Raw genomic sequence first — 13,482 nt, 5'->3', positions numbered from 1 at the left:
CGGTCTACCTCCAAGGTGGCCCAAAACAGGGCGATCGACGCGAGGACCTCCAAGGACGGCATCAGCCAGAAGTTGGTTCGCAGCATTTCGCGCCGCCACTGCGACAGCGACATTCTCGAAATCAAGCTCATAATGCCCACGCTAGGGCACGGCACCTTCAGCCAGCGGCGCCGCAAGTGACCCGCGGCGCGGTGAACTGAGCGAGCGAAGTACGCCGAGACCTTCGACACACCGTGCGTTTCATCGTCGAAAGCGCGCCGAAATCCTCCGGTAGGCAGCAAGATGCCGACCATGAAGCATGTGATGACCATGGCGCTGATCGCCACCGCCATGCTGGCCGCGCCAGCAGGCCACGCGGACCCTGATCCGCATAAGCCCGATGTTGGTGCCAACTACTGCCCAGGTGGCGGGACGGTAGACGCGTTGTCCCCTGAGCCCTCTTGCGACGGCGTGCCCTATCCGGATGGCTCGTACTGGCGCGCCATAAAGCGCGGCCCGTCCGCCGTGTATGTGCAGTGCGTCGTGCCCCCTCCCGCGCCAGGTCCCTTCGCCGGTCTGTTCCCGCAACCGGTCGGGCCGATACCCGCACCGCCTGGCGGCTGTCAGTAGGGGCGCGCAACGACGTTGTGAACCGGTCGGTTTCGACCGGTCATGCTGTCATGTGCAAAGAGTGGGCGCGTCGCACACATTGCCGGGGCAATAGGTCGAGTGTGCGGCGTTGACCATCCGATTCCCTTCCTTTCTTCTTGGCGTTACCAAGGCCGCCAGTAGGGTGCGGGCTTCAGCACGCTGCCGGCGAAAATGAAACCGCCTAAACGTGCCTGCGGCCACCCAACGCCGCCGGTGCCGCCGGTGTTAGCTGGACTGGTCGGCTGCGGCAGACCACATCAGCCTGAATTGGGTGCGGCAGCGTACGTCAGATAGCGAGAAATTCTGAGTATTTGCAAGCTTTATATATTTTTGCAGCTTTTCATATATTTCGCTAAGCCAAAGCTAAGCTAATCGCCTCCAGCGGTCGGCGCTGATAATAAATTCCGCCGCCCGTCAGGGTGCGGTTTTTGGGGAGGCAGAACCACTTCAGGCCCGGTAGGTCGAGGAGGTTGAGCCCATGCAGGTTGCAGTACCGAACGTTGGAATCGCCGTCGCGGCCAACGTCACCATGCTCGCGCCACGCCGCATCCTTGAACAACTCAGTGGGACGGCCCTCCCACCCGGCCAAGGCCGGGACGGGAACGATCGTCGATGGCACCTAGGGCTTGGGCGGTCCGTTCCAGGTGCTATGGAACAGCGACCCATCTCGCCGGTCTGCAGCCCAGACGATCGTACCGGCGCCACCGGATGGCTACTGGGACATCATCTTCCAGTTCTGCTGAGAGGCGCTGAATGAAAAAGGGAGAAGCAGTGAAGAAACTGCGCAAGTTCGGGTTCATGGCGCTTTGGGTCATCTCGGGCATGTTCGGCGGCGACCCCGCCCAGATGCTTGACGCAAGGGCGCCGGAGCCAGATGAACCTACCTCAGAAGACGAAAGGACATCATGAAAAAAATCATCACCCTCGCAGTCCCCGCGGTGATCGCCGGTGCAATCATCGCCGCAGCACCCGCCCAAGCCGACACGGTGATGTGCCCCGACGGACAAGAAGGCGTCATTGGACCCACCACCTGCGAGTTCGCCCAGAACGTGCGCGAAGCCTACTACAGCTCCGGCTCGATCAACACGGTCACTGGCGCGATATCGCTCGTCGCGTTCTCGCCGATCACCGGCGAGAACTACGACATGACCTGCGTCAGTGAACATCCGGCGTACTGCACCGGCGGCAACGATGCCGAAGTCGTCGTCTACTAAGCGAGGGCAAGGACGGGCAAGGAAATGATGAAGAAATTACTGATTGGGGCGGCTGTAGCCGCCGTCTTGCCCATCACGCTCTCACCGGCTCTAGCCCCGGTGGCCCGTGGCGCCCCATGCGTCGCTGGCTCCAGCGTCACCTGTAATGCCTGCCTGATGGGCTCCCAGGAAGCATGTGCGGCGTTGGCTGCACCGCCACCGGAGCCGGGGCCGCCGCCCAGTTATTTCCCGTGCGGCGGGTCTGGTCTGCCACCTGTCGCGGGTCCCCCAGTGCCGGGAGCCCCCTGCCGATGATCATGGGCCAGCTAATAGCCGAATTGACCGTTTAGGCGGTCACGGAGGGTTCGTCTGCGACGCCAAGCCCGAGGTGTTCGATGTGGTAGACAGCCTCATCGAGGAGCATCGCGACGTGGTTGTCGTAGAGCGCGTAGATCACGCTGCGGCCGTTTCGGGCGCCGGTGACCAATCCCATTGCGCGCAGAAGGCGTAACTGGTGGGAGACCGCGGACTGTTCCATTTCCACGGCAGCCGAAAGGTCGTTGACGGAGCATGCGCCGTGGCGCAGGCGGGTCAGGATCCGTAGTCGGCTTGGTGTCGCCAGTGCTTGCAGCGTCGCCGCGACCGATGCCGCGGACTCGGCGTCGAGCTGTGCGGGCGGGGTGGGTTTGCCCTCAATGCCGTGACCCATGGCTGGATCCTACCTAATGATCCTATGAAGACCTGTTCATATGTTCCTGTAGGGTGGCCATGTCCCGCCGTCTCACCGAATGTGGAGTTCCCGATGTCCCCTCCGGTCCTGGACCGCTCCCGCGCCGCCGTCGCCCCTGATCGCCAACCGAGAGCCCGGACACGTCCGTTCGCCCTTCCCGAGGTCCGGTGGGCGACCGTGGCCACGGTCCTGTTCGTGTTCGGGTTGGCTGCCCAGTTCGGTGGCGCACCGGCATGGTTGTGGTGGGCGCTGTATCTGGCTTGCTATGTCACCGGCGGCTGGGAACCCGCATTGGCCGGGCTGCAAGCTTTGCGGGCAAAGTCCCTTGATGTCGATCTGTTGATGATCGTGGCCGCGATCGGGGCCGCCGCGATTGGGCAGGTCCTCGACGGCGGACTGTTGATCGTCATTTTCGCCACATCCGGTGCACTGGAAGCGTTTCTGACTCAGCGGACCGCCGATTCGGTGCGCAGCCTGCTTGATCTGGCCCCCGAGAGTGCCACGGTGATCACCGAATCCGGCGACGAGACTGTGGTCGATGCGGCCACTCTGTCGGTCGGGGACATCATCGTGGTGCGCCCCGGTGAACGGATCGGCGGTGACGGGCAGGTTGTCTCCGGTGCCAGCGACGTGGATCAGGCGTCGATTACCGGTGAACCACTACCGGTCGCCAAAAACCCTGGCGATGAGGTGTTTGCCGGCACGCTAAATGGCACCGGGGTGCTGCGGATTCGGGTCGACCGGGCGGCCGCGGACACCGTCGTCGCTCGCATCGTGGCCATGGTGCAGGAGGCTTCGGCCACCAAGGCTAAGGCCCAGTTGTTCATCGAGAAGGTCGAGCAGTACTACTCGATCGGGGTCGTGGCCGCCACCTTGGCGGTGTTTTTCGTCCCGCTCGCGCTGGGCGCTGCCTTGCAGCCGGCGCTGCTGCGGGCGATGACCTTCATGATCGTCGCGTCGCCGTGCGCGGTAGTGCTGGCGACCATGCCGCCGCTGCTGGCCGCCATGGCCACCGCCGGACGCAACGGCGTCCTGGTCAAATCCGCAGTGGTGATGGAACAACTTGGTTCGATCACGGCCGTGGCGTTCGACAAGACCGGCACCCTCACTCAGGGCGCACCCCAACTGACCGACGTTGAAACATTCGACGAAACGCGCCACGACGCCGACACCATCCTTACTTGGGCCGCGGCTGCCGAACACCCCAGCGAACACCCGCTGGCTCAGGCGATCGTGGCCGCCGCCGACGAACGCGGCCTGCGGCTGCCCACGGCCCGGGATTTCAACTCTGCGCCCGGACGCGGTGTCCATGCCACTATCGACGGCCATAACGTCGAAGTCGGCAGCCCGCCGCATCTGCTGTCCGACGCTGATAAGTCGACCCCGATGACCGCGACGGTGGCCGATTTGGAAGCCGCCGGCAAGACCGTGGTCATCGTCGTCGCCGACGGTGTCCCAGCCGGCATCCTGGCACTAGCTGACCAACTGCGTCCCGGAGCCGCTGGCACCGTCGCTGAACTGACTACACTCACCGGCACGGAACCGGTTTTGCTGACCGGTGACAACCGCCGTGCCGCAACCACACTCGCCGCGCAAATCGGAATTACCGACATCCGCGCCGGGCTGCTGCCGCAAGACAAAGTCACCGCTGTCCGCGAGCTTGAGGGCGCCGGGCGGCGCGTGCTGCTTGTCGGGGACGGTGTCAACGACGCCCCCGCCCTGGCCGCCGCACACACCGGCGTCGCGATGGGCCGCGCCGGATCCGATCTGGCCCTTGAGACCGCCGACGCCGTCATCGTCCGTGACGACCTGGCCACCCTCCCCGCGGTGATCGCCCTATCGCGCCGCGCCCGCCGCATCGTGATCGCCAACCTGGCCATCGCGACCACCTTCATCACGGGACTCGTCCTCTGGGACTTATTGGGACACCTACCCCTTCCACTCGGCGTCGCTGGGCACGAAGGGTCGACCGTCATCGTCGGACTCAACGGTATGCGCCTTCTCGCGCGACGTGCCTGGACCGGCGGGGCAGCAGTCTGATCGCAGTCGGCGTTCGTTCCTTTCCGCCGAGGGTCGCGCTGCGAGCCCTAGTCGAATTGCCTAGTCAGGAGGTCAAATAACGCTTCGGGGCGGGTGACCGGTGACTTGTTCTACCCTCCGGCAGCTTCGCCTGTCGCTTCAAAAACAACGCGACGCCCTATTTCCACGGCATGGTCCGCGAAGCGCTCATAGAACCGACCCAGCAGGGTGATGTCCACGGCTGCTGCGACGCCGTGCTTCCACTCCGTATCCATCAAGACGCTGAACAGTTGTTGGTGGAGTTGGTCCATCGCGTCGTCTTCCCGGCTGATCTGAGCGGCTTGCTCCGGATCACGCGATAGCAGCACGTCCTTGGCGCTGTTGCCGAGGTCTACGGCAATACGTCCCATCTCGGCGAAGTAGCCGTTGACCTCGTCGGGCAGGGTTCGGTTGGGATGGCGGCGGCGAGCGATTTTCGCGACGTGGAGTGCCAGTCCGCCCATTCGTTCAGCGTTCGCCGCGTTCCGTAAGGAACCAACCACGAGCCGCAGGTCGCCCGCGACAGGCGATTGCAATGCAAGCAACCTGAAGGCAGCCTCCTCTGCGCTGGTTTGCATCTGGGCAAGGCGGTCATGGTCTGTAAACACCTGTTCGGCCATGGTCAGGTCCACGTGTAGCAGCGCCTGCGTCGCACGGTCCATCGCCAAACCGGCGAAGCCGCACATGTTGCTAAGCAGTTCAGTCAGCGATTCGAGCTGCTCATGGAAAGCCGTGCGCATCGCCTCCACCCTAGAGGGATCTCTAGACTTACTCCTCAAGAGGAGTTCTCATGACTTGTCGCCGTCTTGTGTCGGTGCTCGGTGCTGTGGCGGTGGCGATCATCGTCCCTGTTCAGGCTCATGCCCAGCCTCCGACACAGTGTTTGACCAACACCCCCAAAGGCAAGCAGGTCTATGTTCCCTGCGATCTGCTCAACGCCGGCGCCAATTTCCCGCCGGGGCAGCGTTGTCCTCTACCGCTCGAGCAGTACCCGAAAGATGTGGCGGACTGGTGTGGCGAAGGCCCAGGCCTTGCGAGTCCCACGCCCACGAGCCCGACAGGTCCTACGAGCCCTACGAGCCCTACGAGCCCTACGAGTCTTACGAGCCCTACGAGCCCTGTGAGCTCAACGAATCCTACGACCCCGGCGGCTCCGGGCAATGCACGGTGACGACATCCTGCATGAGGTGCTCCACTTGGGCTAGAAACCTCGCGGTCGGGATCAATGCGGTTGTAGTTGAGCGCCGCCCACATATTGCCCACAATCTGGCCTTAGTTACAGATATCTGTAGTGATCAGTGGAGATGAATTATGCCTGTTAAGAGGGCTTTTGACGCTCCCCTGAGGCCCATCAGGAGAGTTCAATCCTGACAAGGGCTCGACCTTGGGCTGGGTACGATCGCCGGTCATGTCTGATCAACTACCGTCACCGGCGACGCCCGCCGAAGTCGCCACGTATCTCCACACCACTACCGCTTCGCTCGCCCAGGATCGTTACCGTGGGACTGGACCGAAGTTCATCAAGTGCGGCAGTAGGGTGCTCTACAGGTGGTCTGACGTCTTGGAATGGTTAGAACGCAACACATTTCAACGCGCTGACGAACCGAGACAGCAGCGATGAGCGACGCCGCTGAGCGGCTCGCCCAGGCACTGCGCGGGATGCGGTAGTCAATGCTGCTCTCCCGCTCAGGTTGGTTCCGTGGAGGGGCGAACCGTGCGAGTAGGCGAAGGTGGATGGCACTCGGCATGTCAGTCTAGGCAGAAATAGCCTCTGAACTGCTAAAACACTTGTGCCCCCGACAGGATTCGAACCTGCGGCCTTCTGCTCCGGAGGCAGACGCTCTATCCCCTGAGCTACGGGGGCGCACGCGCGAGATGCTGCGCCAACGGGCCACGACAGACTAACGCATGACGGCGCCTGGCTGAGCATCGGAATGGATTCGAGGCCTGAGGACCTCAGCCAATAGGATGGCCTGCGTGAACCCCGCCGACCTGGCCGAGCTGCTCAAGGCCACCGCAACCGCGGTGCTGACCGAGCATGCCCTCGACACCGGCGCGCTGCCGCCGACGGTCACCGTCGAGCGGCCGCGCAACCCCGAGCACGGCGACTACGCCAGCAACCTGGCGCTGCAGCTCGGTAAGAAGGTCGGCATCAATCCCCGTGAGCTGGCCGGATGGCTCGCCGAGGCGCTGGACCAGGCCGACGGCATCTCCTCGGCGGAGGTGGCCGGACCCGGCTTCATCAACCTGCGGCTGGACGCGTCGGCGCAGGGCCGCATCATCAACAACGTCATCGACGCCGGCCACACCTACGGCAACTCTGACGCCCAGGCCGGACACAAGATCAACCTGGAGTTCGTCTCGGCCAACCCGACCGGGCCGATCCACATCGGCGGCACCCGCTGGGCCGCCGTCGGCGACGCACTGGGCCGGTTGCTGTCGACGCAGGGCGCCGACGTGGTACGTGAGTACTACTTCAACGACCACGGCGCCCAAATCGATCGGTTCACCAACTCGCTGATCGCCGCGGCCAAAGGCGAACCCACCCCGGAAGGCGGCTACGCGGGCAGCTACATCGCCGACATCGCCGCGCAAGTCCTGCAGGAGGCGCCCGATGCGTTGAGCCAGCCCGACGCCGAGCAGCACGAGACTTTCCGAAAGATCGGCGTCGATTTGATGTTCGCCCACATCAAGGCATCGCTGCACAACTTCGGCACCGTTTTCGACGTTTACACCCACGAAGAGTCGATGCACAGCAGCGGTCGTGTCGAGCAGGCAATCGCCCGGCTTCGCGAGAACGGCAACATCTACGAGAAGGACGGCGCAACCTGGTTGCGCACCAGTGCTTTTGGTGACGACAAAGACCGCGTCGTGATCAAGAGCGACGGCAAACCCGCCTACATCGCCGGTGATCTGGCCTACTACCTGGACAAGCGGCAACGCGGCTTCGACCTGTGCATCTACATGCTCGGCGCCGATCACCACGGCTACATCTCCCGGCTGAAGGCCGCCGCTGCCGCGTTCGGCGACGACCCGGCCGCCGTCGAGGTGCTGATCGGCCAGATGGTCAACCTGGTCCGCGACGGTCAGCCGGTGAAGATGAGCAAGCGCGCGGGCACCGTGATCACGCTCGACGACCTGGTCGAGGCGATCGGCGTCGACGCCGCTCGCTACAGCCTGATCCGCTCCTCGGTAGACACCCCGATCGACATCGACCTGGCGCTGTGGTCATCGGCGTCCAACGAAAATCCGGTCTACTACGTGCAATACGCGCATGCCCGGCTCTCCGCGCTGGCCCGTAACGCCGCCGAACTCGGCCTGATCCCCGACACCAGCCACCTCGATCTGCTTACCCACGACAAAGAGGGCGCGCTGGTTCGTAATCTCGGCGAGTTCCCACGGGTGCTGAAAACCGCGGCGTCACTGCGCGAACCGCACCGGGTGTGCCGCTATCTGGAAGACCTCGCCGGCGACTACCACCGGTTCTACGACTCGTGCCGGGTGTTGCCGCTCGGCGACGAAACGCCGAACGAGCTGCACACCGCACGTCTGGCGCTGTGCCAGGCCACCCGCCAGGTGATCGCCAACGGGTTGGCCATCCTTGGTGTCCACGCTCCGGAGCGGATGTGAACGTCCATCCGGCCGGTCCACGCCACGCCGAGGAGTTCCATCACTCCGGCGTTCCACCGCGACCGCAGACGACGCAAGAACTTTTGGAATTGGCGCCGAATGTCTGGCCGTACAACGCGGTTCGCAGCGACGACGGGGTCGTCAAGATTGCCGGCGTCGGGTTGAACTGGCTGGCGCAGGAGTACGGCACGCCGCTTTTCGTCGTCGACGAAGACGACTTCCGAGCGCGGTGCCGAGAGATCGCCGAGGCATTCGGCGGCGGCGCCAACGTGCACTACGCCGCCAAGGCCTTTCTGTGCAGCGAAATAGCGCGGTGGATCGATGAGGAAGGCCTCTCGCTGGACGTCTGCACCGGCGGTGAGCTGGCGGTCGCACTGCACGCAAACTTCCCGCCTGAGCGGATCGCGCTGCACGGCAACAACAAATCGGTCGCCGAGCTGACCGCGGCGGTCAAGGCCGGCGTTGGTCATGTCGTGGTGGATTCGATGATCGAGATCGAGCGCCTCGATGCGATCGCGGGGGAGGCCGGTGTCGTCCAGGATGTGCTCGTCCGCGTTACGGTCGGCGTCGAAGCCCACACCCACGAATTCATCTCCACCGCCCACGAAGACCAGAAATTCGGACTGTCACTGGCCAACGGCGCGGCGATGGCGGCGGTACGACGGGTATTCGCCACCGATCACCTTCGATTGGTGGGCCTGCACAGTCACATCGGGTCGCAGATCTTCGACGTTGCCGGCTTCGAACTGGCCGCGCACCGGGTGATCGGCCTGCTGCGCGACGTCGTCGCCGAGTTCGGGGTCGACAAGACCGCGCAGATTTCCACCGTCGATCTCGGTGGTGGCCTGGGCATCTCGTATCTGACGTTCGACGACCCGCCGCCGGTGCGCGAACTCGCCGACAAGCTCGGGACCATTGTGCGCAACGAGTCCGCGGCGGTGGGCCTGCCGGTTCCCCGGCTGGTCGTCGAGCCCGGCCGCGCCATCGCCGGGCCGGGGACCATCACGCTGTATGAGGTCGGCACCGTCAAAGATGTCGGGGTGAGCGCGACAGCACACCGCCGTTATGTCAGTGTGGATGGAGGGATGAGCGACAACATCCGCACGGCGCTGTACGGCGCGGAATACGACGTCCGGCTGGTCTCCAGGGCCACCGATGCGCCTTCGGCCCTGGCCCGTGTTGTCGGAAAGCACTGCGAGAGCGGCGATATCGTCGTCCGGGATACCTGGGTTCCCGACGATTTAGTGCCGGGCGACCTGGTTGCGGTGGCAGCCACTGGTGCCTACTGCTACTCGCTGTCGAGCCGATACAACCTGATTGGCCGGCCGGCGGTGGTGGCTGTGCGCGACGGGCAGACCCGGCTGATTCTGCGCAGGGAGACCGTCGACGACCTTTTGAGTCTGGAGATGAGGTGAGACGTGAACGATGATGAAAAGCCAGTCGGTGTAGCGGTATTGGGACTGGGCAATGTCGGCAGTGAAGTGGTTCGCATCATGGAGGACAGTGCCGACGATCTCGCCGCCCGGATCGGCGCGCCGCTGGCGCTACGCGGCATCGGCGTGCGGCGGGTCGCCGCTGACCGTGGTGTGCCGATCGATCTGCTCACCGACAACATCGAAGAACTGGTCTCCCGCGAGGACGTCGACATCGTCATCGAAGTGATGGGACCGGTCGAGCCGTCGCGCAAGGCGATCCTGTCCGCACTAGAGCATGGCAAATCCGTCGTCACCGCGAACAAGGCTCTGCTGTCAGTCGCGACCGGAGAGCTCGCGCAAGCAGCCGAAAGCGCCAACGTAGACCTGTATTTCGAGGCTGCGGTGGCCGGTGCCATCCCGGTGATCCGGCCGCTGACCCAGTCGCTGGCCGGTGACAGCGTGCAGCGGGTGGCCGGGATCGTCAATGGCACCACCAATTACATCCTCTCCGAGATGGACAGCACCGGCGCCGACTACGAGCGCGCGTTGGCCGACGCGAGCGCGCTCGGCTACGCCGAGGCCGACCCAACCGCGGACGTGGAAGGTTATGACGCCGCAGCCAAGGCGGCGATCCTGGCTTCCATCGCGTTCCACACCCGGGTGACCGCCGACGACGTCTACCGCGAGGGCATCACGAAGATCACCCCGGAGGACTTCGTGTCCGCGCGGGGCCTGGGCTGCACAATCAAACTGTTGTCGATCTGTGAGCGAATCACGACCGACGATGGGCAGCAGCGGGTGTCGGCTCGGGTCTACCCTGCGCTGGTACCGCTGTCGCATCCGCTGGCCACGGTCAGCGGCGCATTCAATGCCGTGGTGGTCGAGGCCGAAGCCGCGGGCCGGCTGATGTTCTACGGTCAGGGCGCCGGCGGAGCGCCGACCGCATCAGCGGTGACCGGGGATCTGGTGATGGCGGCACGCAACCGGGTGCTGGGCAGCCGCGGGCCGAAGGAGTCCAAGTACGCCCAACTGCCTATCGCGCCAATGGGTGTCATCTCCACCCGCTACTACGTGAGCATGAACGTCGCGGACAAGCCGGGCGTATTGTCTTCGGTTGCAGCAGAATTCGCCAAACGCGAAGTCAGCATCGCCGAAGTTCGCCAGGAAGGCGTGGTCGGGGAGGGCGGACAACGAGTAGGCGCCCGCATCGTGGTAGTCACCCACAGCGCCACTGATGCCGCACTGTCTGAAACCGTCGACGCGCTGGCCGGCCTCGACGTGGTACAGAATGTGGCAAGCGTCCTGCGGCTGGAAGGAACCAGCGAATGAGTTCGGCAAGCGCCGCCAAGACCAGCACCCATCAGCCGTGGCCGGGTGTGATCGCGGCCTACCGGGATCGGCTGCCGGTCGGTGACGACTGGGTTCCGGTCACCCTGCTGGAGGGTGGCACCCCGCTGATACCCGCAACCAAGCTTTCCGCGACGACCGGGTGCACGGTTCATCTCAAGGTTGAAGGCCTCAATCCCACCGGCTCGTTCAAGGACCGTGGCATGACGATGGCGGTCACCGACGCGGTGGCCCGCGGTCAGCAGGCCGTGCTGTGTGCGTCGACGGGTAACACCTCGGCGTCGGCGGCGGCCTACGCGGCCCGCGCGGGCATCACCTGCGCGGTGCTGATCCCGCAGGGCAAGATCGCGATGGGCAAGCTGGCACAGGCCGTGATGCATGGCGCGAAGGTCATCCAGATCGACGGCAACTTCGACGACTGCCTGGAACTCGCCCGCAAGATCGTCGCCGACTTTCCGACGATCTCATTGGTCAACTCGGTCAACCCGCTGCGGATCGAGGGCCAGAAGACCGCGGCGTTCGAGATCGTCGACACGCTGGGCGTCGCGCCGGACATACACGCCCTGCCGGTCGGCAACGCGGGCAACATCACCGCGTACTGGAAGGGCTACACCGAATATCACGCCGACGGCGTGATCGACAAGCTGCCGCGGATGCTGGGTACCCAGGCGGCCGGCGCGGCGCCGTTGGTGTTCGGCGAACCGGTGAGCCAGCCCGAGACCATTGCCACCGCGATCCGCATCGGCTCACCGGCGTCGTGGGCGTCGGCCGTCGAGGCGCAACAGCAGTCCAAGGGACGGTTCCTGGCCGCCACCGACGACGAGATCCTGGCGGCATATCACCTGGTGGCCGCTACCGAAGGCGTCTTCGTGGAACCGGCGTCGGCGGCAAGCATCGCCGGTCTTCTCAAGGCCGTCGAGGACGGCTGGGTGGCGCCGGGATCGACAGTGGTGTGCACCGTGACCGGCAACGGCCTCAAGGATCCCGACACGGCGCTGCGAGACATGCCCACCGTGTCGCCGGTGCCCGTCGACCCCGTCGCCGTTGTCGCGAAACTGGGGCTCGTCTAGTGACCCAGCTGCTGCCTGCCGGGCTGCTGGCCAGTTCGGTCGTCGCGGCGTCCAGCGCCAACCTCGGTCCGGGCTTCGATAGCATCGGATTGGCGCTGAATCTCTACGACGAAATCATAGTCGAGACAACCGATTCCGGTTTGATCGTCGAAGTAGATGGCGAGGGCGCCAGCGAGTTGGCGCTCGGCTCAGGCCATTTGGTGGTTCGCGCCGTAGAGTGTGGTCTTCAGGCGGCCGGCGTCACCGCGCCCGGCTTGAAAGTGCGGTGTCGAAATGCCATTCCACACTCGCGGGGTCTCGGCTCGTCGGCCGCCGCGGTGGTAGGTGGCGTTGCGGCAGTCAATGGGCTTGTCGCACAAGCGGGTTCGACTCCCTTGAGCCAGGACCAGCTGATCCAGTTGTCGTCGGAATTCGAAGGGCATCCCGACAACGCCGCGGCGGCGGTGCTGGGCGGCGCAGTGGTGTCGTGGACCGACCGCAGCGGCGATCCGCCCAGCTTCTCGGCGGTGCCGCTGCGATTACATCCCGACATTCACTTGTTCCCCGCCATTCCCGAGCAACGCTCGTCGACGGCGGAGGCGCGGGTGTTGCTGCCTGCGCAGGTCAGCCACGACGACGCCCGGTTCAATCTCAGCCGCACAGCGCTGCTGGTGGTGGCGCTCACCGAACGACCCGACCTGCTGATGGCCGCTACCGAGGACCTGCTCCATCAGCCGCAGCGCGCGCCCGCGATGCCCGCATCGGCGGAATACCTTCGACTGTTGCGGCGTTACAACGTGGCAGCTGTGCTATCCGGTGCTGGTCCGGCAGTGATCGCGCTGAGCACGGCTGCCGAGTTGCCCGCCGAGGCCCTGCAGTATGGCGCCGCAAACGGGTTTGCGGTCAGCGAGATGGCGGCCGGCGACGGGGTCCGCTGGAGTTCCGGAGTGGCCGTCCGCAGCTAACGTCCACCGGCACGCTGGAGGGGCTTCTTGCTTCCGGCATCGAAGCAGGTTATCCTCGGAGCCGTCCAGCAATCGCAGCATCTGCATCTGCGTTGACACTAGGACGAACACCAAATTCTTCTCGTGGACGATGGTTCGCCATTTAAACTGCCAATCCCGGCGATCACCGCTGCAGAGTCGATTGTTGGTAGCACTCGGCGATTTGGCTGAATGCAACGAACCCCTGGCTTGATTCGATCGGCCAGGGAAGAAAGGAAATCCGTGACTGAAACGGACCTCGTTACGGCTGGCGACAGCACTGAAAACGACAAGCTGTCCAACTCCGTGACACCAGACACTTCCGCTGACCCCGACGCATCCGGGTCGGTGGCGGACACCAGCGCTAGTCCGTCGGACGGTTCCCTGTCCACCATGGTGCTTCCCGAACTCCGTGCGCTGGCCAATCGAGCCGGCGTCAAGGGCACC

The 13,482-nt window shown here is 64.6% G+C and carries 10 protein-coding genes, 1 tRNA gene and 1 pseudogene; 9 read left to right on the top strand and 3 right to left on the bottom strand.

Annotated elements, in window-relative coordinates; all coding sequences use genetic code 11:
- The first annotated feature begins 291 nt into the window (after positions 1-291).
- On the top strand, positions 292-609 hold the full coding sequence (locus WAN71_RS16405) for a hypothetical protein (protein ID WP_422226345.1): 318 nt from the start codon (positions 292-294) through the stop codon (positions 607-609).
- Between the two features lie 926 nt (positions 610-1,535).
- Complete coding sequence (locus WAN71_RS16400) at positions 1,536-1,844, top strand: hypothetical protein (protein WP_422226344.1); 309 nt, start codon at positions 1,536-1,538, stop codon at positions 1,842-1,844.
- Between the two features lie 325 nt (positions 1,845-2,169).
- Here WAN71_RS16400 and WAN71_RS16395 read toward each other — a convergent pair whose 3' ends face one another.
- Positions 2,170-2,532, bottom strand: coding sequence for an ArsR/SmtB family transcription factor (locus WAN71_RS16395; protein ID WP_422226343.1), 363 nt, complete (start codon positions 2,530-2,532; stop codon positions 2,170-2,172).
- Between the two features lie 93 nt (positions 2,533-2,625).
- Between WAN71_RS16395 and WAN71_RS16390 the strand changes: the two genes are divergently transcribed.
- Positions 2,626-4,593 (top strand): heavy metal translocating P-type ATPase, encoded by a 1,968-nt coding sequence (locus tag WAN71_RS16390; RefSeq protein WP_422226342.1) that lies wholly within the window; start codon positions 2,626-2,628, stop codon positions 4,591-4,593.
- Positions 4,594-4,703: 110 nt separating this feature from the next.
- Here WAN71_RS16390 and phoU read toward each other — a convergent pair whose 3' ends face one another.
- Both phoU and WAN71_RS16380 read right to left on the bottom strand, forming a co-directional pair.
- Positions 4,704-5,351 carry a phosphate signaling complex protein PhoU gene (gene phoU, locus WAN71_RS16385; protein ID WP_422226341.1) on the bottom strand — a complete coding sequence of 216 codons (648 nt, stop codon included), beginning with the start codon at positions 5,349-5,351 and terminating at the stop codon, positions 4,704-4,706.
- A 1,051-nt stretch (positions 5,352-6,402) separates the two neighbouring features.
- Positions 6,403-6,475: transfer RNA gene (locus WAN71_RS16380), tRNA-Arg, on the bottom strand.
- A 113-nt stretch (positions 6,476-6,588) separates the two neighbouring features.
- Between WAN71_RS16380 and argS the strand changes: the two genes are divergently transcribed.
- From argS to WAN71_RS16350, 6 genes and pseudogenes are all read left to right on the top strand, one after another.
- Complete coding sequence (gene argS / locus WAN71_RS16375) at positions 6,589-8,241, top strand: arginine--tRNA ligase (RefSeq protein WP_422226340.1); 1,653 nt, start codon at positions 6,589-6,591, stop codon at positions 8,239-8,241.
- A gap of 83 nt (positions 8,242-8,324) precedes the next feature.
- Positions 8,325-9,656, top strand: coding sequence for a diaminopimelate decarboxylase (lysA, locus tag WAN71_RS16370; protein WP_422226346.1), 1,332 nt, complete (start codon positions 8,325-8,327; stop codon positions 9,654-9,656).
- Positions 9,657-9,659: 3 nt separating this feature from the next.
- A complete protein-coding gene (locus tag WAN71_RS16365) occupies positions 9,660-10,985 on the top strand; it encodes a homoserine dehydrogenase (RefSeq protein WP_422226339.1) in 1,326 nt (441 codons plus the stop codon).
- Positions 10,982-12,073 carry a threonine synthase gene (gene thrC, locus WAN71_RS16360; protein WP_422226338.1) on the top strand — a complete coding sequence of 364 codons (1,092 nt, stop codon included), beginning with the start codon at positions 10,982-10,984 and terminating at the stop codon, positions 12,071-12,073. Before WAN71_RS16365 ends, thrC begins: the two co-directional genes overlap by 4 nt.
- Positions 12,073-13,017: a homoserine kinase gene (gene thrB / locus WAN71_RS16355; protein WP_422226337.1), complete on the top strand. Its 945-nt coding sequence runs from the start codon at positions 12,073-12,075 to the stop codon at positions 13,015-13,017. Before thrC ends, thrB begins: the two co-directional genes overlap by 1 nt.
- Positions 13,018-13,278: 261 nt before the next feature.
- Positions 13,279-13,482, top strand: a pseudogene (locus tag WAN71_RS16350) (transcription termination factor Rho); the annotation flags it as partial.

Origin of the sequence: Mycobacterium sp. (assembly GCF_049280035.1) — a bacterium.
Taxonomy (GTDB): domain Bacteria; phylum Actinomycetota; class Actinomycetes; order Mycobacteriales; family Mycobacteriaceae; genus Mycobacterium.
The sequence above is the reverse complement of the archived record's forward strand: the minus strand, read 5'-3'. Positions and strand labels throughout refer to the sequence as shown.

Excerpts from the sequence above, each read along its gene's own strand:
- WAN71_RS16405 (WP_422226345.1), top strand. The coding sequence starts at position 292 with ATGAAGCATGTGATGACCATGGCGCTGATCGCCACCGCCATGCTGGCC.
- WAN71_RS16400 (WP_422226344.1), top strand. The coding sequence starts at position 1,536 with ATGAAAAAAATCATCACCCTCGCAGTCCCCGCGGTGATCGCCGGTGCA.
- WAN71_RS16390 (WP_422226342.1), top strand. The coding sequence starts at position 2,626 with ATGTCCCCTCCGGTCCTGGACCGCTCCCGCGCCGCCGTCGCCCCTGAT.
- phoU (WP_422226341.1), bottom strand. The coding sequence starts at position 5,351 with ATGCGCACGGCTTTCCATGAGCAGCTCGAATCGCTGACTGAACTGCTT.
- WAN71_RS16395 (WP_422226343.1), bottom strand. The coding sequence starts at position 2,532 with ATGGGTCACGGCATTGAGGGCAAACCCACCCCGCCCGCACAGCTCGAC.
- thrC (WP_422226338.1), top strand. The coding sequence starts at position 10,982 with ATGAGTTCGGCAAGCGCCGCCAAGACCAGCACCCATCAGCCGTGGCCG.